At 38.4% G+C, this 26,293-nt stretch carries 24 protein-coding genes; 12 read left to right on the top strand and 12 right to left on the bottom strand.

From position 1 onward, the window contains the following. Nucleotides 1–20: 20 nt before the first annotated feature. From BO18_RS07770 to BO18_RS07755, 4 genes are all read right to left on the bottom strand, one after another. Entirely contained in the window at nt 21–263 is a 243-nt protein-coding gene (locus tag BO18_RS07770) for a TIGR03905 family TSCPD domain-containing protein (protein ID WP_034445124.1), read from the bottom strand. Next, a complete protein-coding gene (locus BO18_RS07765; protein ID WP_034445122.1) occupies nt 260–1,342 on the bottom strand; it encodes an undecaprenyldiphospho-muramoylpentapeptide beta-N-acetylglucosaminyltransferase in 1,083 nt (360 codons plus the stop codon). Before BO18_RS07765 ends, BO18_RS07770 begins: the two co-directional genes overlap by 4 nt. A gap of 71 nt (nt 1,343–1,413) precedes the next feature. Continuing rightward, the gene (locus tag BO18_RS07760) at nt 1,414–2,511 is read right to left on the bottom strand and encodes a hypothetical protein (protein WP_034445120.1); all 1,098 of its coding nucleotides are present in this window, start codon (nt 2,509–2,511) and stop codon (nt 1,414–1,416) included. A gap of 13 nt (nt 2,512–2,524) precedes the next feature. Continuing rightward, nucleotides 2,525–4,054, bottom strand: coding sequence for an MBOAT family O-acyltransferase (locus BO18_RS07755; protein WP_034445118.1), 1,530 nt, complete (start codon nt 4,052–4,054; stop codon nt 2,525–2,527). A 106-nt stretch (nt 4,055–4,160) separates the two neighbouring features. On the opposite strand from BO18_RS07755, the gene BO18_RS07750 reads away from it, so the two are divergent. Then, nucleotides 4,161–5,090 carry an alpha/beta hydrolase gene (locus BO18_RS07750; RefSeq protein ID WP_051688567.1) on the top strand — a complete coding sequence of 310 codons (930 nt, stop codon included), beginning with the start codon at nt 4,161–4,163 and terminating at the stop codon, nt 5,088–5,090. Nucleotides 5,091–5,139: 49 nt separating this feature from the next. Here the strand turns inward: BO18_RS07750 and BO18_RS07745 are convergent, their stop codons facing one another. From BO18_RS07745 to dnaA, 8 genes are all read right to left on the bottom strand, one after another. After that, nucleotides 5,140–5,901 (bottom strand): exodeoxyribonuclease III, encoded by a 762-nt coding sequence (locus BO18_RS07745; RefSeq protein WP_034445116.1) that lies wholly within the window; start codon nt 5,899–5,901, stop codon nt 5,140–5,142. Between the two features lie 4 nt (nt 5,902–5,905). Beyond that, a complete protein-coding gene (locus BO18_RS07740) occupies nt 5,906–7,363 on the bottom strand; it encodes a GGDEF domain-containing protein (protein WP_034445113.1) in 1,458 nt (485 codons plus the stop codon). 36 nt (nt 7,364–7,399) lie between these two features. Continuing rightward, complete coding sequence (gyrA, locus tag BO18_RS07735) at nt 7,400–9,919, bottom strand: DNA gyrase subunit A (RefSeq protein ID WP_034447148.1); 2,520 nt, start codon at nt 9,917–9,919, stop codon at nt 7,400–7,402. Nucleotides 9,920–10,107: 188 nt separating this feature from the next. Next, the gene (gyrB, locus tag BO18_RS07730) at nt 10,108–12,045 is read right to left on the bottom strand and encodes a DNA topoisomerase (ATP-hydrolyzing) subunit B (protein ID WP_034445110.1); all 1,938 of its coding nucleotides are present in this window, start codon (nt 12,043–12,045) and stop codon (nt 10,108–10,110) included. 10 nt (nt 12,046–12,055) lie between these two features. Then, entirely contained in the window at nt 12,056–13,150 is a 1,095-nt protein-coding gene (gene recF / locus BO18_RS07725) for a DNA replication/repair protein RecF (protein ID WP_034445108.1), read from the bottom strand. Further along, nucleotides 13,147–13,362, bottom strand: coding sequence for an RNA-binding S4 domain-containing protein (locus tag BO18_RS07720; RefSeq protein ID WP_034445105.1), 216 nt, complete (start codon nt 13,360–13,362; stop codon nt 13,147–13,149). Before BO18_RS07720 ends, recF begins: the two co-directional genes overlap by 4 nt. A gap of 15 nt (nt 13,363–13,377) precedes the next feature. Next, nucleotides 13,378–14,487: a DNA polymerase III subunit beta gene (gene dnaN, locus BO18_RS07715; protein ID WP_034445103.1), complete on the bottom strand. Its 1,110-nt coding sequence runs from the start codon at nt 14,485–14,487 to the stop codon at nt 13,378–13,380. Nucleotides 14,488–14,791: 304 nt separating this feature from the next. Then, on the bottom strand, nt 14,792–16,192 hold the full coding sequence (dnaA, locus tag BO18_RS07705; RefSeq protein WP_242856531.1) for a chromosomal replication initiator protein DnaA: 1,401 nt from the start codon (nt 16,190–16,192) through the stop codon (nt 14,792–14,794). Between the two features lie 536 nt (nt 16,193–16,728). Here dnaA and rpmH point away from each other — a divergent pair. From rpmH to BO18_RS07655, 11 genes are all read left to right on the top strand, one after another. Continuing rightward, nucleotides 16,729–16,863, top strand: a complete 135-nt coding sequence (rpmH, locus tag BO18_RS07700; protein WP_034445098.1) for a 50S ribosomal protein L34 — start codon at nt 16,729–16,731, stop codon at nt 16,861–16,863. An 80-nt stretch (nt 16,864–16,943) separates the two neighbouring features. After that, complete coding sequence (gene rnpA / locus BO18_RS07695; protein WP_034445097.1) at nt 16,944–17,291, top strand: ribonuclease P protein component; 348 nt, start codon at nt 16,944–16,946, stop codon at nt 17,289–17,291. 1 nt (nt 17,292) lies between these two features. Beyond that, nucleotides 17,293–17,502 carry a membrane protein insertion efficiency factor YidD gene (yidD, locus tag BO18_RS34295; protein ID WP_024866080.1) on the top strand — a complete coding sequence of 70 codons (210 nt, stop codon included), beginning with the start codon at nt 17,293–17,295 and terminating at the stop codon, nt 17,500–17,502. A gap of 19 nt (nt 17,503–17,521) precedes the next feature. Continuing rightward, complete coding sequence (locus BO18_RS07690; RefSeq protein ID WP_034445095.1) at nt 17,522–18,829, top strand: YidC/Oxa1 family membrane protein insertase; 1,308 nt, start codon at nt 17,522–17,524, stop codon at nt 18,827–18,829. Nucleotides 18,830–18,852: 23 nt separating this feature from the next. After that, on the top strand, nt 18,853–19,623 hold the full coding sequence (gene jag, locus BO18_RS07685) for an RNA-binding cell elongation regulator Jag/EloR (RefSeq protein WP_034445093.1): 771 nt from the start codon (nt 18,853–18,855) through the stop codon (nt 19,621–19,623). A 64-nt stretch (nt 19,624–19,687) separates the two neighbouring features. Further along, complete coding sequence (gene mnmE / locus BO18_RS07680; RefSeq protein WP_034445090.1) at nt 19,688–21,118, top strand: tRNA uridine-5-carboxymethylaminomethyl(34) synthesis GTPase MnmE; 1,431 nt, start codon at nt 19,688–19,690, stop codon at nt 21,116–21,118. A gap of 3 nt (nt 21,119–21,121) precedes the next feature. Beyond that, a complete protein-coding gene (gene mnmG, locus BO18_RS07675) occupies nt 21,122–23,053 on the top strand; it encodes a tRNA uridine-5-carboxymethylaminomethyl(34) synthesis enzyme MnmG (RefSeq protein ID WP_034445087.1) in 1,932 nt (643 codons plus the stop codon). Next, nucleotides 23,043–23,780 carry a 16S rRNA (guanine(527)-N(7))-methyltransferase RsmG gene (rsmG, locus tag BO18_RS07670; RefSeq protein WP_034445084.1) on the top strand — a complete coding sequence of 246 codons (738 nt, stop codon included), beginning with the start codon at nt 23,043–23,045 and terminating at the stop codon, nt 23,778–23,780. The genes mnmG and rsmG overlap by 11 nt, the downstream gene beginning before the upstream one ends. Nucleotides 23,781–24,067: 287 nt before the next feature. After that, on the top strand, nt 24,068–24,835 hold the full coding sequence (locus BO18_RS07665) for a ParA family protein (protein ID WP_034445082.1): 768 nt from the start codon (nt 24,068–24,070) through the stop codon (nt 24,833–24,835). 15 nt (nt 24,836–24,850) lie between these two features. Next, nucleotides 24,851–25,750 carry a ParB/RepB/Spo0J family partition protein gene (locus BO18_RS07660; RefSeq protein WP_034445080.1) on the top strand — a complete coding sequence of 300 codons (900 nt, stop codon included), beginning with the start codon at nt 24,851–24,853 and terminating at the stop codon, nt 25,748–25,750. A 20-nt stretch (nt 25,751–25,770) separates the two neighbouring features. Next, nucleotides 25,771–26,292 carry a DUF4446 family protein gene (locus BO18_RS07655; protein ID WP_034445078.1) on the top strand — a complete coding sequence of 174 codons (522 nt, stop codon included), beginning with the start codon at nt 25,771–25,773 and terminating at the stop codon, nt 26,290–26,292. The last annotated feature ends 1 nt before the right edge of the window (nt 26,293 follow it).

Genomic DNA, 26,293 nt, shown 5'->3' with positions numbered 1-26,293 from the left:
CCCTTTTTTGATGCGTATTATTATGAATTCATTGCCTGTTCGATTGCATAGGAAAGCTGATCAGGACAGGAGGTTGGCTTAAATCCGCATTTTATCCCGCGAAGCTTAGCTATAGCATCCTCTGCCTTCATTCCCTCAACCAGCTTTGAGATACCCTGAAGGTTTCCATTGCAGCCATTTGTAAACTTTACATTTCTAACGATCCCGTCTGTAACCTCAAGATCTATCTGGGTTGAACAGGTTCCTTTTGTCTTGTATGTCATTTGTTCATTTCCTCTTTTATTATCCTTATGATTGTATCTGTGGCACTGTGTAAATTTGAATTACACATAGCCTCGACGTATTTCTCCCTTGTATTGTAGAGCTCATAAATAGTCTCGCACAGGATGTCCTCATCAAGTTCATCGTTGTCAATGACCATAGAAAAGCCCTGCTGCTCAAAGGATCTGGCATTGAGCATCTGGTCTCCACGACTGGCCTTTGTGGACAGTGGAATCAGAATATTAGGTTTTCTAAGTGCCAAAAGCTCACAGATTGAATTAGCTCCCGCTCTTGATACCACGATATCTGCCATGGCGAAGATGTCCTTAAGCTCATTCTTTACATATTCGAACTGCTTGTAGCCAGGTACGGAAAGCTTTAAGTTGTCCATCTTCTCTTTTCCGCAAAGATGAACTATGTTGAAGTGTGGAAGAAGCCTTGGAAGAGCATAACGAACAGTCTCGTTAACAGACTGTGCTCCCAAACTTCCGCCAATTACCATAAGAACCGGCTTGTCATCCTCAAATCCGCAGATTCTTTTTCCTTCTTCTCTTGAACCCATTCCCAGTTCTTCCCTGATAGGAGTTCCTGTAAGAACCGCCTTTTCCGCAGGAAGAAGCCTCATGGTCTCCGGGAAGTTACAGCAGATCTTTCTAGCACCTGTCATGCTAAGCTTATTGGCAAGTCCGGGTGTCATATCTGACTCGTGAACAATATAAGGTATCTTTAAAGCGCCGGCTGCTCTTACAACCGGTACACTGACATATCCGCCCTTTGAAAAAACTACGTCAGGCTTGATCCTCTTAAGCAGAGCCCTTGCCTCGGAAAAGCCCTTGAGAACCCTGAAAGGATCTGAGAAATTCTTTGGATCAAAGTATCTTCTAAGCTTTCCTGTGGCAATCCCAAAATATGGGATGTTGTAATCTTCAATAAGCCTCTTTTCTATTCCGTTATATGATCCAATATAATAAATCTCAAAGCCTTCTTTTTTAAGAGCCGGAATAAGCGCAATGTTAGGTGTTACATGCCCAGCGCTTCCTCCGCCTGTCAGTACAATTTTCTTAACCGGTACTTCACTCACGTTAATTACCTTCTTCCAAACTTATTAGTATTCTAGATTAGTATATCATTATTTTTATTTATGGTTAAATCTCATTCTTCTATGATTTCATGGTTCATCAGATCCTGCTCTTCATAGGGCACAATATAAGTACTTTGCACTTCGTCAGAAAATGCCTTTACTCCGTCTAATACTTCTTCGTAATTATCCAGAGTCATCTCATACTCACCATTAATTATCTGATCCAGCATAAGTCTGTTGATCTCCGGTGAAAAGTGGATTGTATCCATGTAATTGTCAAGATTCGTGGTCACCTCAGGCTCGTTCTGGAAGCAGAATATCCTAACATTGTCATACTGAAGTAAAGCCTTCGTCATCTCTTTTTCGCAGAAGATTATAGCATCTGTTTCTCCGCTCCTGTAGCTCATGTCCCACCAAAGCATTGAATAAGCAGGATAGAAGAATATGAACTCTGTATCAGGATGCTCCTCTACCTCTTTTGTTAAAAGAGCTATGTTCGCCGTAAGGTTATCGATGTAAGCATCTTCAGGAAGCATTTCTTTTACTTCATTTGACCTGAAATACAGTCCCAGTGCCATTTCCGGACCAAAGCTCTTCCACTTGGCCCAGTTATAGGACAGATTCTCATTATAGTCCCCAACATAGGAGCTGGCAACCTGATAGGGAATCTTTTCCAGAAGCACGTCTTTATTAAAAAGATACTTTATGTCATTAAAGGGATTTTTATCATACAGGTACATTGGGCAACCTGTAGATTCGTAGGTAGTTACTGCCTCTCCATATAGTGAAGAGGGGTCAATATTGTAAAACACATACTTCAGGTCGTGGCTTTCGTAGGCCACATCAAGCAGGTAACACAGATCTGCTGTAGCACCGTAGGACCTGATTGCCTTTATGGCATTTACATCAAAGGCCTCGTTATACCAGGAATTATCATTGTTTTCCATAACAGAAGAACCTACAATCAGTGCGTCATAATCAAAGTTCCTCAAAGTTCCAACACACTGATACTCCTTATCATTGAGCACTGCCTTAAGTCCAAGCCATGGTTTGTGGTAGTGATAGAAGGGGTCAAATACAAAAACAATTCCTGCGATCAGCACCATAAGTGCCAGAATGATAACAAGGATGCGCTTTATGAAATTTGCTGATGAATTATTTTTATCCATTAGTTACTCGCAATCAATACTGGAAATAGATAAAGGTACTCACATCTGAAAGTGATATGAAGGACCAGATAAATACTATAGCAAGCCCAATTACTTCCCTGGTCTTAAAGGTGGTACTTTCTACAATCTCCTTTGTATTCCTCCTGGTCATGATAAATCCTGAAACAGCCAGAAGAACAATAAGTGTCACCATGTATACCAGATTTTCTCCCCAGGAGATCCCCAGCTGGGAAAAGAGCTGTCTAAAAATGTAATTTTCCGGAATCTTAAGCTGGGATGCTGTCCTATAAAGGAACCCCGGATAAGTCCAGAAAAAGAACTGTTTAAACATCTGAATGGCATAGGTCATATCCTGGGATCTGAAGAACACCAACGATACAATAAACATGAAGAAAGTCAGAGCATTTCCCACTGCCCTTGGAACCATGAAAAATGGCTTTTCCCTAAGGAGATACTTCTTTGGCCTTTTAGAAGGATCATCTTTACTGCCATCATCCACTCCGATAATTCCAAGATCATCCCATACCACTAATAGTCCCTGCATCAGTCCCCAGCAAATATAGGTCCAGCCGGCTCCGTGCCACAGACCACTAAGGACAAAGACTATAAGAACATTGATCACTGTACGTATCTTTCCTTTTCTGCTTCCTCCAAGTGGAATGTAAACATACTTGATAAAGAAGCGGGAAAGAGTCATATGCCAGCGCTGCCACAGCTCTTTTGCCGTTGCAGCCTTGTATGGCGAATTAAAGTTAACCGGAAGCCTAAAGCCAAGCATCATGCTGACACCGTTTGCCATGTCACAATATCCGGAAAAATCCAGATAGATCTGGAAGGTGTAGGCCAGCATTACTGCGATTATGGTCAGGGTATCCATGTAATAGGTGTAGTGGAAACCATAATTAACTGAAAGGGCCAGTGTATCTGCCAGGATAACCTTCTTTCCAAGTCCGATGATAAAGCTCATAAGGCCTCTGGCAAAGGTATCGCTGTTAAAACTTCTAAGGCTCTTGTCCTTGAACTGATCTATCATCTCCTTGTGGAAGGCAATAGGTCCCTGAATAAGTTTAGGGAAATATACCGTGTACAGGCAATAATCTAAAAATGAGTAGTGAGGAGCTTCTCCTTTGGCTCTGTCTGCAATAAAAGAAATCTGACCAAAGGTAAAAAAGCTGATACCTATAGGCATTAATATATCTTTTGCCGTAAGGGTCTTACCTGTAATAAGGCTTAAGTTGTCCAGGAAAAATCCAAGATATTTAAGGTAAAACAAAAGACCAAGGTTAAAAAGTACTCCAACAATCCGGGCAGGCTTTCGTAAAGCCGCATTTCTTTCCATCAGGTAGCTAAGGCCATAGTTAACTGCAAGGCTAAGGATCAGCGTCAAAAGAAAGGACGACCCGAAGGAATAATAGAAATATAGCGACATTAATGTCAGAAAGACATCTGCCAGGGTATTCTTTTTTGCCCTGTTTAAAATATGCCAGATGACAAGAAGCACTGGCATAAAGATCAAAATAAAATTAAAGGAATTAAAACCCATTATCTGTCTCCACGATTAAAACTCACGAAGAGTATACCATACTTTGGATTATTAGGAAAAAAATGTTAATATAGTATTACACTTTTGGGGAAGAATGGAGGACTATATGAGCCTAAAAAATACACTTGTCAGGCTTTCTGCTGCCACAGCATTCTTTGGTGGTTTATTTGCCTTTAGTAATTATGTTTACAAGGTTTCGTCTGTTCCTCACACTCATACGGATGAGGACGATGCCAGTCAGGACATAGCAATCACCCAGGGTAGAAAGTTTGTCAGAAATCATCCGGACAGACAGGATGTTTACATTACTTCAGTTGATTCCTTAAATCTTCATGCAAGCTTCATTCCGGCAAAAGAACCTTCGGACAAATATGTAATTCTGATCCACGGAATATGGGATAATCACGAAGCCAACGGTATCTATGCAAAACACTACCTTGAAAAGGGCTATAACTGCCTTCTTCCGGATCTTAGGGGCTTCGGTCAAAGTGAAGGTTCCTATATCGGATATGGTCTTGATGACAGACTGGATGTGAAAGAGTGGATAAACTGGGTAATCCAAAGAAACTCTGAAGCCCTTATCCTCCTTCACGGAATGTCCATGGGAGCTGCCACAACCCTTATGACCACAGGTGAATATCTTCCTGAAAATGTGAAGGGTGCCATCGCCGACAGTTCCTATACAACGCTTCCTGAGGAATTTGCCGGAACCTACAAACAGTTTAAGGGTTCTATCATTCCAACTCCTATTGCCATCGGCATTATGAGGATAATGATCAGGATCCGTTCAGGTTTTGATATCAACGATGTAAGACCTATCGATGCTGTAAAAAGGTCTGTAACTCCAACACTTTTCATCCATGGCGACGATGATAAATTTATTGATCCCCATATGTGCTCAAGGCTCTACGAGGCAGCCAACTGTGAAAAACAATACTGCATGATCCTTGGAGCAGATCATATTCAGGGAATAGTTGTAGATCCAGTAAATTACTGGGCTAAAGTGGATAGCTTTACAGCAAAATACATGGTATAAGTCATATAAAAACCTTCCCCTCTGCTATATGCAGAAGGGAAGGTCATTTTTATTTGAGTATTATTCCGACAGGGCAGTGGTCTGATCCAAGTGCTTCCGAATAGATCTTTGCATCCTCTATCTTTGGCATCAGGTCTTTTGACACTACAAAATAATCTATTCTCCACCCTGCATTCTTAGCTCTTGCCTGGAATCTGTAGGACCACCAGGAATAAGCACCCTCAAGGTCCGGATAAAAATATCTGAAGGTATCAACAAGGTCTGAAGCAACAACGTTATCAAACTTTGCCCTCTCCTCGTCTGTAAATCCAGCATGTCCTCTGTTGGGCTTTGGGTTCTTTAAGTCTATCTCCTTGTGGGCAACATTTAAGTCTCCACAGTATATAACAGACTTCTTCTTTTCAAGATTCTTAATGAATTTAAGGAAATCATCTTCCCATACCTGTCTGTACTCAAGCCTTGAAAGGTCCTCCTTGGCATTTGGTACATATACAGTCACAAGGTAGTAGTCAGGATACTCAGCCGTTATCACTCTTCCCTCATGATCATGCTCTTCAATCCCCATTCCATAGGAAACTGAAAGAGGCTTTTCTTTTGTGAAGATAGCCGTTCCTGAGTAGCCCTTTTTTTCAGCATAGTTCCAGTACTGTTCATAGCCCGGAAGATCCAGCTCAATCTGCCCTTCAGAAAGCTTTGTTTCCTGAAGACAGATCACATCAGGGTTTTCCTTGTCCATAAACTCCTGAAAACAACCCTTTGAAACACAGGCTCTAAGCCCGTTTACATTCCATGATACAAGCTTTTTTCCCATATTATCACATATTTCCTTTTATTCTCTGAAGGCTCTCATCTGTCTCTTTCAGCATTTCACGAAGGGACAGGTTTTCTTCATAACCGAACTGACAGATTGAATACTGAAGATGGTTGATGTATCTGTTTGCCTCAGTAAGAAGCCTTGTGTTCTGTTCGGACATGCTTTCTCTTAGGGTCTCTGCCTTTCCTTCATCGTCTGTAACGACTATAACAGCAAACTCATCGCCCCTTATTCTGCCATAGATACTATCACCGAATACTTCCTCAAGTATTTTGGATACTCTCTTAACAGCTCTGTCTCCCTCTTCATGGCCAAACATGTCATTGATCCTTTTAAGGGAATCCATGTGAATATATGCAACTATGGCATTCTTTCCGGGAGCAAAGTTTTCTTTCAAAAGGTCGTAGGCTTTAGCAAAGAAGCCTCTCCTGTTAAGACCTCCTGTCAGATAGTCCTGATCTCCAATATGGTCAAGAACAGAGTCATCTCTTGCCAGCTCCTCTTGAACTTCATAGAGCTCCTCTGTGGTTCTTTCAAGCTCTTTTTCAAGATATGAAAGTCTTGAAACTCCAGTAACAATGTTTGTTAAGTTATCTAAGAAGTGGTCTACCAGCTGCCTTTGGTCAAACTCAGAAATCATAAGTCCAAGCTGATATTCATCAACATACAGATCTCCAAGAATTAACGTCTTCGGTCCTGACTTAGTAAATGAAGAGATTATCTTGTCTGTGGAAAGAGAAGCATTTTCATCATCAAGTTTTTGCTCCTTTCCGTCTATTACAGCAGTCTTTATGCTTATACTTTCAGGTTTTTCCCAAGGATATTTAATGGTATTCCTGATTTTTTTGTCGTAAATAAGGATTGCGCTATTTAAAATTCCATCCTTAAGTGACATTGAAGAAAAGATTTTGTAAGCATCTTCTTTCTCATATTTTCTCAGGAAAAGAAGCTCACTTATCTTTGAAATTACCTTCATGGCAATCTCATCAGATACTTCCTCAAAATGGAAGCTTTCTGGTGACTGCGTAGAAGTAGGCATCTCGTGGTTCTGTCCGTAGAACACTGCTTCGCAAACTGCCTCATAGCCAAGCTGCTCAAACTGATCCTTTTGCGTCTGTGGTGCTATCACAGACGGGAACCCTTCCTGTTCAGAAAGAGTAATAACAGGCGCCTTCTTAAATTTCTTTAAGAAGGCCTCCTTTTTGAGTATGGTGGTTCTGGAAGCAATTCTTTCAATATCAACGATCAAAACGTCAAAATCTGAAGTATCTGCATAATCAAACAGTGCAGAATACTGGTACTCGTAAGGATTATCTGAACCGGATTTATCCGGGATCAGATACTTGCCGGGAATTATCACAAGGGAAACTTCCTTGTCACTGGCTGCCTTACAGGCTCCTATACAGATTTTTTTGACTTCCTTATCTTCCAGTTCTGATATAAGCAGTCCGATGTTCATAGGCCCCTCATCCTTTGTTACATCAAAGAGAATTCATCATTCTTCTGTTATTTCTTCAATGTCATCAATGTTGTCGATTTCTCTTTCGCCATCGGAGATTTTCTCTCTTACCTTGGCAATCTTTGCTACAGTTACACCCTTGTCAAGATTGATCATCTTAACTCCTGATGTTACTCTTCCGTGAACAGAGATATCATTCATTCGAAGCTGGATAATAATTCCGGCATTTGTGATCATCATGATCTCATTGTCGTCATTAACAGCCTTTACTCCGACAACGCTTCCTGTCTTCTCTGTTATCTTGTAGCACTTAACGCCCTTTCCACCTCTGAACTGGCTGTGGAATTCTTCAAGTGTTGTTCTCTTACCGTAACCATTCTCGGATACAATTAGAAGTGAATCACCCTGAGTATCTATCTGCATTCCAACAATCTCATCTGTGTCGTCAAGCATCATACCTCTTACACCGATGGAAGATCTTCCTGTTGAACGAACGTCAGACTCATCAAAGTGGATACACATTCCGTTCTTGGTAACAAGGAATATCTCTGATGCCTTCTTAACGGTCTTAACCTCAATAAGCTCATCGTCATCGCGAAGATTGATTGCTGCAAGACCTGTCTTTCTTACATTTGAGAAGTCAGTGATAGGTGTCTTTTTAACAGTTCCCTTCTTGGTTACCATGAAAAGACTCTTTTCCTCATCCTCAAATCCTGTAACAGGGATCATAGCAGATATCTTTTCTCCAGGTGCAAGCTGAAGAAGGTTAACTATGGCCATTCCTCTGGATGTTCTTGATGCCTCAGGAATCTGGTATGCCTTAAGTCTGTATACTCTTCCTGTATTGGTAAAGAACATTACATAGTTGTGGGTTGTGGTCATAAGGATATCTTCAACAAAGTCGTTTTCGATTGTTGTTATACCCTTAATACCCTTTCCACCACGGTTCTGGGACTTAAAGTTATCAATGGACATTCTCTTGATGTAGCCAAGATTTGTCATGGCAATAACTGTGTTTACATTTGGAATAAGGTCCTCTACCTCGATATCAGAATCGTCATGACCAATCTGTGACTTTCTGTCATCGCCGTATTTATCTGAAATCTCAGTGATCTCAGTCTTGATTACTCCAAGAAGAACCTTTCTGTCTGCAAGGATTGCTTTGAGTTCTTCAATCCTCTTTAAGAGCTCAGCGTGCTCCTGTTCAAGCTTGTCTCTTTCCAAACCTGTCAGAGTACGAAGTCTCATATCTACAATAGCCTGTGCCTGAACATCTGAAAGTCCGAAGCGGCTCATTAACTGTTCTTTGGCTATAGCTACTGTTTCACTGCCTCTGATGATCTTAATAACTTCATCAATGTTATCAAGGGCAATGAGTAATCCCTCTAAGATATGATTTCTTTCTTCTGCCTTATTGAGGTCATACCTTGTTCTTCTGGTTACAACCTCTTCCTGGTGCTTGATATAATGAGTGAGCATCTCAGTAATGCTCATGATCTTAGGCTGATTATTTACAAGAGCCAGCATGATGATTCCGAAGGAATCCTGCATCTGAGTGTGTTTGTAGAGCTTGTTAAGCATGATGTTAGGATTAACATCTGATCTGAGCTCAATAACAACTCTCATGCCTTCTCTGTCTGACTCATCTCTAAGGGCTGTGATACCATCAAGCTTTTTGAGCTTAACCAGCTCAGCGATCTTAGCAATCATATTTGCCTTGTTAACAAGGTAAGGAAGCTCAGTAACAACGATACGATTCTTGCCGTTTTGCATTGGCTCGATATCTGTAACGGCTCTTACTACAACCTTTCCTCTTCCTGTTCTGTAAGCCTCTTCAGCTCCCCTTGTTCCTAAGATGATACCACCTGTAGGGAAGTCAGGAGCCTTGATGATCTCAAGGATCTCATCAACCTCTGTCTCTCTGTCCTCTAAGATGCGATTATCGATCATCTTTACGACAGCTTTAATAACCTCACGGAGATTGTGAGGTGGAATGTTTGTAGCCATACCTACTGCAATACCGGTAGTACCATTTACAAGAAGGTTTGGATAACGGCTGGGAAGTACTACAGGCTCTTTTTCTGTCTCATCAAAGTTAGGAGCAAAATCAACGGTATCTTTTCCAATGTCCGCTGTCATCTCCATGGAGATCTTTGTAAGACGAGCCTCTGTATATCTCATGGCAGCTGCTCCATCACCGTCAACGGAACCAAAGTTTCCGTGACCGTCAACAAGACAGTATCTCATGGACCAGGGCTGAGCCATATTAACCAAAGAACCATAGATAGAGCTGTCACCGTGAGGGTGATATTTACCCATGGTATCGCCGACGATACGGGCACACTTACGATGTGGCTTATCCGGACCGTTGTTCAGCTCGATCATTGAGTAAAGGATTCTTCTCTGAACAGGCTTAAGACCATCTCTTACATCAGGAAGGGCACGGGATGCGATTACACTCATGGCATAATCGATATAGTCCGCTTCCATTGTCTGTCTTAGATCAACCTCTTTTATTCTGTCCGTGGTTGTTTTGTCAAAAACATCATCGGGCATTTCGTTGTTGTTTTTGTTATCCATTGCGTCTCCTCAATTATTTGGATATATACGGATTTCTTCGCTGCGCTTTCGAAATCCTACAACCGTTCGGAATTCGACAAATATGTCTACTTCCTCATGGTCGTTCAGTCTTCATAGTCACAATTTATACCATGTAAACATGATAAATTGTGACCATGAATCCTTTATATATCCAGGTTTTTAACGAACTTAGCATTCTTTTCGATGAACTCTCTTCTGGGTTCAACCTTGTCACCCATTAGTGTTGTAAATGTTACATCTACGTCTGATTCAGCTTCTTCATCAATGTTCACACGAAGAAGAACTCTTCTCTCAGGATCCATTGTGGTCTCCCAAAGCTGCTCAGGATCCATCTCTCCAAGTCCCTTATATCTCTGGATCTTATTGTTCTGGTCTCTTCCAACATCTGAAAGGATCTTGTTAAGCTCCTCATCACTGTAGGCATACCAGACTTTTTTGTTCTTCTCAAGCTTATAAAGAGGTGGCTGAGCAAGATATACATGACCTTCTTTGATCAGCTCCGGCATAAATCTGTAAAGGAAAGTCAGCATCAGTGTTGCAATATGCGCACCATCTACATCGGCATCAGTCATGATTATAATCTTGTCATAACGAAGCTTATTAATGTCAAAGTCATCATGTATGCCTGTTCCAAAGGCAGTTATCATAGACTTTATCTCGGTATTTCCATAGATTCTGTCTACTCTTGCCTTTTCAACGTTAAGGATTTTTCCTCTAAGTGGAAGAATAGCCTGTGTAGCACGACTTCTTGCTGTCTTAGCTGATCCACCGGCGGAATCTCCCTCAACAATAAAAATCTCACATTTTGATCTGTCTGTTTCAGAACAATCAGCAAGCTTTCCGGGAAGACCAAAACCATCAAGAGCTGACTTACGTCTTGTAAGGTCTCTGGCTTTTCTTGCTGCATCCCTTGCTCTCTGGGCAAGGATGGCTTTTTCAAGAATCTGCTTTGCTACGCTTGGATTCTGCTCAAGGAAGTAAGTGAGCTGCTCACCAACTATGCTTGCAACAGCACCTCTTGCCTCTGAGTTTCCAAGCTTTTGCTTAGTCTGGCCCTCAAACTGAGGATCCTCGATCTTAACACTTATAATAGCAGTCAAACCTTCTCTGATGTCTTCACCTGAAAGGTTCTCCTCATTGTCTTTTAACATCTTGTTAGCTCTTGCGTAGTCATTAAATGTCTTGGTAAGAGCAGCCTTAAAGCCCTCAAGGTGTGTTCCACCTTCAGGAGTGTTGATGTTATTAACGAAAGTATAGATACTCTCTGTATATGAATCATTGTGCTGAAGGGAAACTTCAACCTGAACATTGTTCTTATTTCCCTCAAAGTACATGATATCAGGATAAAGAGAAGTCTTGCTCTTATTCAGGTACTGGACAAATTCCTTTATTCCACCCTCATAGTGGAAGGTCTGAACAATAGGATCTTCACCTTCTTCAACTCTAAGGTCCTTTAAAGTGATCCTTAATCCCTTTGTAAGGAAGGCCATTTCCCTGAGTCTTTGCTTAAGAATGTTGTAATCAAAAACAGTTGTCTCCTTAAATATCTCTGCATCTGGCTTGAAGTATACCCTTGTTCCTGAATAATCCATGGGTGCTTCGCCAACTTCCTTAAGGGAATAGCAAACCTTTCCCCTCTCGTAGCGCTGCTGATATACCTTTCCACCTCTGGTAACCTGTACCTCTAGCCACTCGGAAAGGGCGTTAACTACAGATGCTCCAACGCCATGAAGTCCACCGGATACCTTGTATCCTCCACCGCCAAACTTTCCGCCGGCATGAAGAATTGTAAATACAACCTCAACACCGGTAAGTCCTGACTTATGGTTAACGTCTACGGGAATACCACGACCATTATCCTTGACAATGATGGTATTATCCGCATTGATAGTAACCTCGATGTGATCACAGTAACCTGCCAGAGCCTCATCTACTGAGTTATCAACGATCTCATAAACAAGATGATGCAGTCCTCTGCTGGCTGTTGTACCAATGTACATACCAGGTCTTTTTCTTACCGCTTCAAGTCCTTCAAGAATCTGGATTTGATCGGCGCCATACTGAACTTCTTCGTTACCCATCTCTTACTCCTTAATTTTCGCTACTTACTGTTCCGTCAGTAACCTTGAACAGTTTATCTATCTCAAATCTGTTATTAACAAATTCATCAAGACCGGTACATGTGATAATGGTCTGAATATCTCCTATGGTGTTTAGAAGATAATTTTGTCTGTTGCTGTCCAGTTCAGACAATACATCATCTAAAAGAAGTACCGGATTTTCCTTCTTGGATCTTTTTACAATCTCTATCTCAGAAAGCTTAAGAGAAAGAGAAGCTGTCCTTTGCTGTCCCTGGGATCCGTATTTTCTTATGTCTATTCCCTCAGGTGCCCCAATGATAAAAGAAAAATCGTCTTTATGGGGGCCTACTGTTGTCTGCTTGGTATAGATATCTTTTTTACGAGCTGCAATCAGCTTCTTTTCCAGGTCATCATATTCTACATTTGGCTCATAATAAACAGAAAGAAGCTCTTTTCCACCTGTCAGTTTCTGATGGATCGGGCTTATTATCTCATTAAGCTCTTTGATGAATTTGTCCCTGGCTTTGATAATGACAGATCCGTATTCACACAGCTGTTTATCCTGAACATCTAAAAGTACACTGTTTTCAGGATGGTCATACAGATCTTTAAGAACTTTATTGCGCTCAACTACCAGCTTGTTGTACTTAGAAAGACTATTAAGATATATATGATCTAACTGACACAGCTCCATATCCATGAATCTGCGTCTCTCTGAGGGACCGTTTTTAATAATACTCAGATCTTCAGGGGAAAAGAAAACTACATTAAGCCTTCCGATAAGGTCTGAAGCTCTTTTTATCTTCTGACCATCAATAGCAATACCCTTTGATCTGTTCTTGCGAAGGTGCATATCTACCCTATATTCGGCATTATCCTTCTCCAGGATAGTCCTAATATGGGCTTCTTCCTTTCCAAAGCCAATTATTTCCTTGTCTTTGCTTCCCTTGTGGGACTTGGTTGTTGCAGAAACATATATTGCCTCAAGGATATTGGTCTTTCCCTGGGCATTATCGCCATAAAGAATATTTGTACCGCGATCAAAATCTATCTTTAGATTGTCGTAGTTTCTGAAATCGGCCAGTTCTAATGACTTAATTATCATTTTTCTATCTTTACCTGTACGCCGTTAAATTCCAGAATGTCACCATCGTAAAGCTTACGGCCTCTTCTTTCTTCTTTTTCTCCATTAACTTTAACAAGACCGGCCTGAATGTCCATCTTTGCATCAACACCTGAACTTTCAAGACCAGCCTTTTTAAGGGCCTGACCCAGCTTTATGAATTCATCCTGTTCTCTAAGTTTAACTATTTCCATGAATAATCCTTAATATCAATCAACTGTAGTAAAGTTTACCGGAAGTACGAGGTAGATATATGCTCCATCCTTGTCTCTGATAAAGCAAGGAGCTTTAGGGTTAACAAGGTAAATATCTACAGTCTCATCCTCTATAACACGAAGAGCATCAATGAGGAACTTAGGGTTAAAGCCAATCATAAGATCCTTACCCTGTTTCTCAATGTCTATAACTTCATCCATGCTTCCAATTGTTGAATTGATCTTCAGCTCCATTGTTCCATCAGTTACAGAAACAATAACTGGCTTCTTGTCTCCCTCTTTTACAAGAAGGGTTGCACGGTCAATACACTCAAGGAACTCTTTTCTATTGATGGTCATCTTTGTCTCGTAGTCACTTGAGAGCATCTGATCAATACTGAAGTACTCACCTTCAATAAGACGTGATACAACAGTAGTATTCTCAAACTCAAAAAGAACATGCTTGTCTGTAAAGTAGATATCAACCTGTTTCTCTGTGCTGTCACTTAAGATCTTACTTATCTCACCAAGAGTCTTACCTGGAACTATAACCTTCTTTGAAGGATATGATCCTGAAAGCTTAACTCTCCTGATAGAAATTCTATGTCCATCCAAAGATACGAGCTTTAAATTATCTCCGTCTACCTCAAAAAGCTCTCCGCCCATCATCTTGTTGGCATCGTTTTCTGCAATAGAGAAGATAGTCTGCTGAATAACATTTCTTAAAGTAAACTGTGATACTGATACTCCATCAATCTTTTCAATAGCTGGAAGATATGTGAAATCATCTCCCTTTCTTCCAATAAGATTGAACTTAGCCTTACCACAGCTTATTGTTACCTTGTTACTACTGTCTGATTCAATAGTTACATCATTATCAGGAAGCTTTCTTACAATATCTACAAATATCTTAGCGTCAATTGCTATGAAGCCTCTCTCAATAATATTTCCTTCAACAACAGTCTGTATTCCAAGTTCCATATCATTAGCAATGAACTTGATGATACCTTCTGTTGCATCAACAAGTATACATTCAAGAACTGACATGGTAGTCTTAGAAGGAACAGCCTTTGATACAATCTGTAATCCTGTTACAAGATTAGACTTAGAGCAAACAAATTTCATTTTAAATGAGTACTCCCTTCAGACAAAACTTTTGTAAAATATATAAAATAATTATTAATAAATAATAAAAACAGTATTAATAGATGTTGATATGTGTAAAACCTATTCTATTATACAATCTGTGAGGCTTTTTTACAAATTTTTATGTGTTGATAACAAAAAATTAGATGTTGAAAATGAAAAAGTTATAAACAAGGCAAATTTAAGTAAAAAAGGGTGGAAAAAGTTATCCACCCTCAATCAACATTTTATCCTCATCAAAACCACAATGATTTTAAAAAGTTATCCACAATATGTTGGTAATTTATAAAGAAGGATTGAGTTTCTTCATTATAATATCAAGATTTCTGTTAAGGTCATCATCGTAACCTGTCATGTTTTTGATCTTATTGATTCCACTCATTACTGTAGTATGGTCCTTCTTTCCAAGGATCTTACCGATTTCTTCAAGAGAAGCATCAGTGTGTTCTCTGCAAAGATACATGATGATCTGTCTTGGAAGAACTATCTCAGCATTTCTCTTCTTTGAAACAATGTCTTCTTTTCTGGTTCCATACTGTTCACAAACTGTGTCAATGATCAGCTGTGGAGTAATAACCTTTGAAGTATCAGGATAAATAATATCCTTTAAGGCCTCCATTGCGTTTTCCAGAGTGATGTCAACGTTCTTAAGCTTAGAAAAGGCAATTATCTTTGTAAGTGCTCCCTCTAGCTCTCTGATGTTGGACTTAATATTTGAAGCAATATAGTCTATTACATCATCACCGATCTTACGTCCATGAGTTTCGGCGTTCTTTCTAAGGATAGCAACTCTTGTCTCATAGTCAGGGGACTGAATATCAGCTATAAGTCCCATCTCGAATCGTGATCTGAATCTCTCTTCAAGGGTTTCCATCTCTTTAGGTGGCTTATCAGATGAAAGGATTATCTGCTTTCCTGCCTGATGAAGTGCATTAAAGGTGTGGAAAAACTCCTCCTGAGTTGATTCCTTTCCTATAATAAACTGAACGTCATCGACCATAAGTACATCAACAGTTCTGTACTTCTCACGAAGCTTTGACATATTCTCAGCTCTGGAACTTCTGATGGATTCAATTACTTCATTAGTAAACTGCTCTGAAGTTACATATAAAACCTTGGCCTGTGGATTATGCTCAATAATGAAGTGACCTATTGAATGCATAAGGTGAGTTTTTCCAAGTCCCGGTCCACCATAAAGGAACAGAGGATTATAGGATATTCCTGGAGACTCAGCAACAGCCAGGGCAGCTGAATGAGCAAACTTATTGTTACTTCCTACAACGAAGGTATCAAATCTGTATCTTGGATAAAGATTAGCCTGTTCGTAGTTAACATTAGATGAATACTGGGATTCTTCAGTTTTATCAGAAGTATTTTGAGCTGTTTCTTCATTATTAATAGTGTCTTTCTTTAAAATAAAAGAAACGTCCACCATTGATTCTAAAAATTCTGAGACAGCAACTCTGAAGAAGTCTGCGTAATGATTTACTATATAAGTTAATGAAAATGGATTATCTGATGGAATAAGGACCTTAACTGTATTGTTCTCAAAGCCGTAGACTGTGAGAGGATCAATCCAGGTCTTATAAGAAATATCAGTAATACCTGATTCATTCTTAATGGTATTCTTGATAGTTTCCCAATTTGAGCTTAGTTTCTCGGTGATTTCTGTAGATGATTGCATATAAATCTTTCCCCAACACACATAAATTTAGACTTTTTCTATTGTATATTAAACATCTTTAAATATCAAACTTAGAGAAATTGTGGAAAACTTTTTTTATTGACAAATTTAAAAGGGTTAAAAAAAAGCTTTGTGGAAAATTAGTCTATTATCCACCTTAACCTATCTACCGTTATAAATGGCTTAAATAAGCCATTTGTTGATAATTATTAAAATTTTATATACTAGTTTTTCCACAAAAATAACAAAAAATGTGGATATCTTTTCCAAAAAAATATTAATTCACAAGTTATCCACAAAATCAACATTTTGCTGTGGATAATTTTTTATTACACAATATATTGTCGTAACTTTTTTTAAAAAATATTATGCAATAAAAACCTTCTATTAATGGCTTGACCAAGCCATTTTTATTTATTATAATTATAAAGATTTTTTCCACACAGGATGTAATCAGTTGATAATTTTGAGAAGATTACTTCTCATTTAACAGACCTTTAATGGTTTATTTTGTTTAAGAAGGAGGTGTTTCCGCAATGAAGATGACATTTCAGCCTCATAAGCTCCAGAGAGCCAGAGTTCACGGCTTCAGAGCAAGAATGGCTTCAAAGGGTGGCAGAAAAGTTCTGGCTGCTAGAAGAGCAAAGGGAAGAAAGAGATTATCTGCTTGATCATTTAAGAGGATAATTATTTAAGGTCACATTTATGTGGCCTTTTTTCATCTTTTTGATAAGTTAGAAAGGATGGAAAGATGCTTTTTTCAGATTCAATGAAAAAAACAAGTGATTTTCACAACGTTTACGAGAACGGCAAGAGTTATGCTAATAAGTTCATAGTTATTTATGTGTGGAAAAATGGCAGTTCTTCTAATAAAGTTGGGATATCATGTAGCAAAAAAATAGGGAACAGTGTTGTAAGGCACAGATTTGCAAGACTTGTTCGAGAAGCTTACCGACTACACGAAAATGTATTCAATAGTGGTTTGGATATAGTAGTCGTTGCCAGAGCCTGTGCAAGAGATGCAGGTTATCACGATATTGAGGATTCTCTTTTAAGCCTGGCAGGGAAGGCCCGCATAATGCAAAATGGCGGTGATTGAGATGAAAGAGATTTTAATCTTTTTGATCAAATTGTACAGAAAGTACATTTCTCCATTAAAGAGAACAAAATGTCCGTATATTCCGACATGTTCACAGTATGGACTAGAAGCAATAGAAAAGTATGGAGCCTTAAAAGGGGGACTTTTAGCAATCTGGAGAATACTTCGTTGTAATCCTTTTTCCAGTGGTGGATATGATCCGGTTCCATAAGTTTTAGAGGAGGTTCAAATTGACGGGAGTTTTACTTACCCAGTACCAGGGTAAAATTGTAGGACCAGTAGCATGGGTACTTGGTCATCTTATGAATGGTATATTCAATGTTTTGAATGCAATCGGTATTCCTAACATTGGTCTTTCTATCATTATCTTTACTATTGTTATTTATCTTTGTCTTCTTCCACTTACTTACAAGCAGCAGAAGTTCTCTAAGCTTCAAAGTAAGATGAGTCCTGAGCTTAAGGCCATTCAGGATAAGTACAAGGGCAAAAAAGACAATGATTCCATGATGGCAATGCAGCAGGAGACAAAAGAGCTCTATGCAAAGTATGGTGTATCTCAGACAGGAAGCTGCTTACAGCTCCTCATCCAGATGCCTATCCTCTTTGCTCTTTACAGAGTTATCTACTCAATGCCTGCATACGTTACTATTGTAAGAGATGCATTTTCACCTTTAGTTGAAGATCTTATGGCAACTACAGGAGCTGCAGAATTTTTACAGACACTTTCTGCTGCTAAGATGTACTCAAAGCAGTTTACCAATGATGCATTTGTTGCAGGAGATACTTCTTATATAAAGAACACTTTCATTGATGTTCTTAATAAGGCATCTTCAGCTGACTGGGAAGAGCTTATTAATCAGTTCCCAAGTCTTACTTCTTCAATCGAGAATACACATGCACTTCTCAATAAGTACAATAATTTCCTTGGACTTAACATAGGTGATACTCCTATGTACATGATCCAGACTGCATTTGCTAGTAAGCAGTTTCTTCTTCTTATCGGAGGAATTCTTGTTCCTGCATTAGCTGCACTTACTCAGTGGATCAACACAAAGCTTATGCCTCAGCCAGCAAATAATGGCAAGGTTGACCCTAATGATCCTACAGCTCAGATGCAGCAGTCCATGAAGACTATGAATATCATGATGCCTATCATGTCAGCATTTTTCTGTTTAAGTCTTCCAGCAGGTATGGGTATTTACTGGATTGCCGGTGCTGTTATCAGATCTATCCAGCAGATTGTTATCAACAGACACATTGATAAGATTGATATTGATGCTGAGATCGCTAAGAACACAGAGAAGTATAAGGCAAAGCTTGAGAAGCAGAAGACAACACGTCAGATGAGTCTTTATGCTAATCTTTCTACTAAGAGCAATGATCTTTCAAGTGGTTCTTCTTCAAATATCAGCGAAGCTGAGAAGGAAAAGAACATGAAGAATGCTCAGGACATTTATTCAAATAAGAATATTCGTAAGGATTCTCTTTTAGCTAAGGCTAATATGGTAAAGGATTTTAACGAAAAGAATAATAAGTAATCTTATGGGAGGGTTTTGTTAAAATGGAATATAGAGAGTTTTCCGCAAAGAATGTGGATGATGCTATAACAGAAGCTTGTGAAGCTTTAATGGTAACAAGCGACAGACTTGACTATGAAGTAGTTTCAAACGGTTCTTCCGGATTTCTTGGAATAGCTTCAAAGCCAGCAGTTATCAAAGCAAGGATCAAAGATGAGAATGCACAGGCTGAAGAAGTTAAAGTAGAAGAGAAGAAAGAAGAAAAGAAGGAAGTTAAAAAAGAGGTTAAGGCTGAGACAAAGGTTGAGGTTAAAGAAGAAGTAAAGTCAGAACCTAAGGCAGCATCTAATGTTAACGGAGATGAACTCGTTGCTAAGGCAAATGCATTCCTTGCTGATGTATTTGGAGCAATGAAGATGGAGGTAAACCTCAATACAAAGTTCAATCCTGAAGATAACATCTTAAGTGTTGAACTTTCCGGAGATGAGATGGGAGTTCTTATCGGTAAGAGAGGACAGACTCTTGACTCACTTCAGTATCTTATTTCTTTAGTTGTAAATAGAGATACTCAGGATTATATTCATGTTAAAGTAGATACAGAGAATTATCGTGAAAGAAGAAAGGCTACTCTTGAGAACCTTGCAAAGAATATTTCTTATAAGGTTAGAAAGACAAGACAGTCAGTTGCTCTTGAGCCTATGAATCCTTACGAGAGAAGGATCATTCATTCAGCTCTGCAGAACGACAGATATGTTACTACTCACAGTGAGGGTGACGAACCTTTCAGAAGAGTAGTTGTTACTTTAAAGAAATAATCTTTTGAAGATGACACACCCCTTAAGAGTTCCTCTTGAGGGGTTTTGTTTAGGTAAAAAAACTATGAGTAATGTACTAAATTCATTTAATGATGACACCATCTGTGCTATTGCCACAGCCATGTCCGATGCAGGAATAGGAATAATCAGAGTCAGTGGGAGTAAGGCTCTTTCTATCTGTGATAAGATCTATCTTTCACCTAAAAAGAAGCATGACCTTCTTTCTCATGAACCTAATTCCATTAAATTCGGATATATCTGTGATGGAAGTGATAGTGAGAAGATCATAGATGAAGTTATGATCTCATATATGAAAGGTCCCCACAGTTATACAAGGGAAGATGTAATTGAGATTAATTCTCATGGTGGAATGCTGGTGATGAATGAGATCCTTTCACTTCTTCTTAAGAATGGTTGCAGACTTGCTGAACCAGGTGAGTTTACAAAAAGAGCTTTCTTAAGTGGAAGGATTGATCTTGCCAAAGCTGAAGCTGTCATGGATATTATCAGTGCACAAAATAATTTTGCACTTGAAAGTTCCAGAAATCAGCTCCAGGGAAATGTCTCTGATAAGGTTAAGGATCTTAGAAAAGATATCCTTTATCAGATGGCTTTTATAGAATCTGCTCTTGATGATCCTGAGAACTATGACCTTACCGGTTTTCCGGATAAGCTCCGTAGTATTATCCTGCCTATGATCAGCAGTATTGAACAACTTCTTAAATCTGCTGATGAAGGTAAGATCCGTAAGGATGGAATCAAAACTGTTATTATTGGTAAACCTAATGCCGGAAAGTCATCTCTTTTAAATTCACTTTCAGGAAATGAAAGAGCTATTGTTACTGATATTGCAGGAACAACAAGAGATACTATCGAAGAGACAGTAAGACTTGACGACATTATTCTTAATCTTATTGACACAGCCGGTATCAGAAGCACTGAAGATCTTATAGAGAAGATAGGCGTTGACAAGGCAAAAGAAAAGGTGGCTGACGCTGATCTTTGTCTTTATATCTTGGATTCTACATCAATGATAGATGAAGAAGATAAGGAAATAGCAAGACTTTGCGCTGATAAAAAGACCATAGTCATATTAAATAAAAATGATCTTTCCGGTGATATTAAAATAACTAAAGATATCCTTCCTATGCTGTTTTCAGATATTGATGTGGACACATTACCGGTTATATCAACTTCTCTTTTGAATGGAGAGGGTGTTGATTCTCTAAAGCGCGCCATTACTGAACTTTTCTTTAATGGAGAGATTGCTCCTAAACAAGAAATATATATTACTAACCTTAGACATAAGGATCTTTTGATGAAGACCCTTGATAGTTTGAAACTAGTTATTGATAGTATAGATAAACAGCTATCGGAAGATTTTTATACTGTTGATCTTACAAATGCATACTCCTATTTAGGTGAGATCATTGGAGTCGAAGTAGGAGATGATCTTGTAGAAGAGATATTCTCTAAATTTTGTATGGGTAAATAATAAATGATGGAAGTTCGTGAAAAAACAGATGTAATAGTTGTTGGTGCCGGTCATGCTGGTTGTGAAGCAGCACTTGCATGTGCCAGATTGGGACTTGAGACAATTATCTTTACTATGAGTGCAGATAATATTGCCTTCATGCCCTGTAACCCTCATATTGGTGGTTCTTCAAAGGGACATCTCGTAAGAGAAATTGATGCTTTGGGTGGAGAGATGGCTAAAGTCATTGATAAGACTTTTCTTCAATCCAAGATGCTCAATACTTCAAAGGGTCCGGCTGTTCACTCATTAAGATGTCAGGCTGATAAGATGGAATATTCAAAGACCATGAGAAAAGTATTAGAATCTCAGGAAAGGATTACCATTAAGCAGGCTGAAGTTTCCGAGATACTTTTTGAAGAGGTCACTGATCCTGAACTTAAAAAGGAAGGTTATCTTAGAAAAATTACCGGAGTTAAGATTTTTTCCGGAATGATCTATGAGGCTAAGGCTGTTATTCTTTGTACCGGAACTTATTTAAAGAGTAGATGTCTTACAGGTGAAGCAATAACCTATAGTGGTCCTAATGGTCTTTTACCTTCTAACCTGTTATCTGATTCTCTCATCAAAGCGGGTATTGAACTTAGAAGATTCAAGACAGGAACACCTGCCAGGATGGATGGTAATTCAATTGACTATTCTAAAATGGCAGAGCAGTTTGGAGATACACCTGTTATTCCATTTTCATTTGATACTGATCCAGCAGATGTTCAGAAACCCCAGGTTTCATGCTGGCTCACATACACTAATGAAAAAACACATGAAATTATACGAAATAACATAGATAGATCACCGATATATGCCGGTATCATTGAAGGTATTGGTCCAAGGTATTGTCCATCTATTGAGGATAAAGTCGTTAAGTTCCCAGACCATGAAAGACATCAGGTATTTGTTGAGCCTGAAGGTACTTATACTAATGAGATGTACATTGATGGTATGAGTTCTTCCATGCCTGAAGATGTTCAGCTTGCTATGTACAGAACAGTACCTGGTTTGGAAAACTGTAAGATTGTAAAGAATGCATATGCTATTGAGTATGATTGTCTTTGTCCCGGTCAGCTTAACCCTACATTAGAGATTAAAAATGTAAGAGGATTATTTAGTGCCGGTCAGTTTAATGGTAGCAGTGGTTATGAAGAAGCTGCTGCTCAGGGACTCTATGCTGGAATTAATTCTGCTATGCAGATTTTTGGAAAAGAGTATCTGACTATCGACAGGTCTGAAGGCTATATTGGTGTTCTTGTGGATGACCTTGTTACAAAGGAAAACCTTGAGCCATATAGAATGATGACATCAAGGGCTGAGTATAGGTTGCTTCTCAGACAGGACAATGCAGATATTAGACTACGTGGTAAAGGTCATGAGGTTGGACTCATCAGTGATGAGAAATATGAAAAGCTTCTTGAAAAAGAAAGACTTATTAAAGAAGAGGTTGATAGATTAAAAGCAACTTCTGTTGGAGCTAATTCAAGGATTCAGGATTTCATGGAGAGGAATGGAAGTACTCCACTTAAAACTGCAACTACTCTTGCTGAACTTATATGTAGACCTGAACTAACTTATGAGAACATCGCTGAAATTGATCCTGATAGAACATTACTTCCTGCTGATGTAGTTGAACAGGTTGAGATTACCATTAGGTATGAAGGATATATTAGTAGACAGGAAAGACAGGTAGAACAATTCAAAAAACTTGAAAAGAAATTAATACCTGCTGATATTGATTATAATGATGTCTCAAGTTTAAGACTTGAAGCGAGACAGAAACTTGAAAAGTTCAGACCGTTTAATATAGGACAGGCTTCCAGAATTGGTGGAGTTAATCCTGCGGATATTTCTGTTCTTATTATTTATCTTGATTCTGTCATGAGAGGAAATACTAATGAGAACTAAGTATGCTAAGATGCTTAATGATTTTTCTTCACTGGGGATAGAACTATCTGATAAGCAGCTTGAACAATTTGATACATATTATCAGTTACTTATTAAGTGGAATGAAGTTATGAATCTTACTGCTATCACTGAGTTTGATGATGTATGTAAGCTTCACTTTGTTGACAGCATATCCAGCTATAAGTTTTTTGATTTTAGTGCATCGGATTATTCTCTTATAGATATTGGAACAGGTGCTGGTTTTCCAGGTATTCCTCTTAAGATTGTTTTTCCTAATCTGAAAATTACTTTATTGGATTCTCTTAACAAGAGACTGAACTTCCTTAATGAGGTTATAGATTCTATTGGACTTAATGAAGAAGGTTCTATTGTGACTTTACATGGAAGAGCAGAAGATCATTGTAAGTCTTCCGGAAATTCTTTGAGAGAGAGTTTTGATATTGCTGTTTCCAGAGCTGTTGCTAATATGTCTACTCTATCAGAGTATTGTCTTCCTTATGTTAAAGTTGGTGGAAAGTTTATAGCATATAAGAGTGAGAAAGCTCAGGATGAACTTAAGTCTGCTAAGAGTGCACTTCATCTTCTTGGAGGAACACTTTCATCTGCTGAGGAATTTCTTTTACCGGATTCTGATGTTAGTAGAACCATCTGTATAGTTGACAAGAAGAAAAAAACTTCTAAGAAGTATCCACGTAAAGCAGGGGTTCCTTCTAAACAGCCTTTATAATTAACCACAAGTTATAGATTTTCTTTATTGTAATGTTTCACATGAAACATTATTTTTTGAAACAATTCAGACTCAAAATTTTGTTTTTATATAATTTTATAATACAATATATTGAAATGTTTCATGTGAAACATTATAGACATAATAAATTGATTACATTTTGAACACAATTTATCATACAACATATTGTTTTGAATAAGTAGATATGTAAAATAATAAAAAAGAAATAAACACTATGATAATTTAATGCTATACTTGTAATAGACTTTTATTAGGTAGGAGGAACAATGGGAAGAGTTATAGCAATTGCGAACCAAAAGGGTGGAGTTGGAAAAACAACAACTTCTATTAATTTGTCTGCTGCTCTTGGAGAGCAAGGCAAAAAGGTTCTTGTTATAGATACAGATCCACAGGGTAATACAACCAGTGGACTTGGTCTGGATAAGAATGAACTTGAGAATACAATCTACGAATTATTCATAGGCGAAATATCTACTGATCAAGCAATCACAAAGGAAGTTGCCGAAAATGTAGATATCATACCTTCTAACGTAAACCTTGCAGCAGTAGAGATAGAACTTATTGATGCTGATGACAAGGAATTTATCTTAAGAAATGCAATCAGCAATGTAAAAGATAAATATGATTTTATAATCATTGACTGTCCACCATCTCTCAGTATGCTGACAGTTAATGCTATGACAACAGCTAATACTGTACTGGTTCCTATACAGTGTGAATATTATGCATTGGAAGGTCTTAGTCAGTTGGTACATACAGTTAATCTTGTAAAAGATAGATTAAACCCTGAATTGGAAATGGAAGGAGTTGTATTTACCATGTTCGACTCAAGGACTAATCTTTCTCTTCAAGTTGTAGAAAATGTAAAAGAGAATATTGAAGAAAATGTTTATAAAACAATAATTCCAAGAAATATAAGATTAGCAGAGGCTCCTAGTTATGGTCAGCCAATAAATGTTTATGAACCTAAGTCCGCCGGAGCAGAAGCATATAGGCTACTGGCAAAGGAAGTAATAAAGAGAAAATTTGACTAATTGTTGGAGGAAAAAATGGCACCAAAAAATACAAAAAGAGGACTTGGCAAGGGACTTGATGCAATGATCCCTGCCAAGGTTTCAAATAGTAAGAAAGAAATACCTACAGAGCAGCACATCGAGGGACAGATAGTACAGTTAAACATAACAAAGATAGAACCAAACAGAAATCAGCCAAGAAAAACATTCGATGAGGATGCACTTTTAGAATTGGCAGATTCAATCAAACAGTTTGGCATTATAAATCCTATCATTGTAACAGATAAGAAGGATCATTATGAGATAGTTGGTGGAGAGCGTAGATGGCGCGCAGCCAGAAAAGCAGGACTTGAAGAAGTTCCTGTAATAATCAAGGATTTAAACGAAAATGAAATAGCAGAGATAGCTCTTATTGATAATATACAAAGAGAAGACATTAATCCTATTGAAGAAGCTCTGGCATATAAAAAACTGATTGAGGATTTTGGATATACTCAGGATGTTGTTGCTGAAAAGGTTTCAAAAAGTAGGGTTACAATTACTAACTCTCTTAGATTATTGAAGCTTGGTGATAAAGTAAGACAGATGGTAATTGATGGACTTATTACTACCGGCCACGCAAGAGCACTAATCCCAGTAGAAGATTTAGAAGAGCAGTATGTATTAGCTCAAAAGGTATTTGATGAAAAGTTAAATGTTAGAGAAACAGAAAAACTAGTTAAAAACTTAGGAAAAACATCTCCTAGAAAGAAAACCACACCAAAAACCAATCCAAGTATCGATGCAGTTTATTCTGAAGTATCAGAAAAGTGTAAACAGGCGCTAGGTACAAAGGTAGAAGTGATTTCTAAAGATGATGGAGTTGGAGTTATTCAGATCGAGTTCTACAGCAACGATGACCTTGAGAAGATCATCGGAAGACTTTGCAGAGAATAATATAGATAGTTGGGGGCAATATGAATAGCGGAATATTTAGTGCAATCGGATTAGGAAATCTTGATCCGGCAATCCTGTTTTTTGTTTTAATAGCACTTGTTATTGTACTCTTTGTGCTTCTTTTAATCCAGGGAAACAAATTCAAGAAACTGGAGAAGAAGTATAATAAGTTCATGAAGGGTAAGGAAGCTGAGTCACTGGAAGATGAGATAATAGGTCTTTTCCATGACAACAGAATGATAAGAAGCGAGAACGAAAAGAATAGGAAGGACATTATCGATATCAACAAGAGGCTTAACCACTCCTTTCAAAAGATTGGCCTTGAAAAATATGATGCCTTCAGTATGAATGGTGGTAAATTAAGTTTTGCTCTTTGCATGCTTGATGAAAATGATAATGGATTCCTTCTTAACTCAGTTCACAATTCAGATGGAATGAATTATTCTTATTCAAAGGCAATAAATGCCGGAGTTGCAGATGTGGAGCTTTCAAAAGATGAAAGGAAAGCACTGGACAAGGCACTTTCAAGCACAACAAGATAAA

Source organism: Butyrivibrio sp. AE2032 (assembly GCF_000702965.1).
The sequence above is the reverse complement of the archived record's forward strand: the minus strand, read 5'-3'. Positions and strand labels throughout refer to the sequence as shown.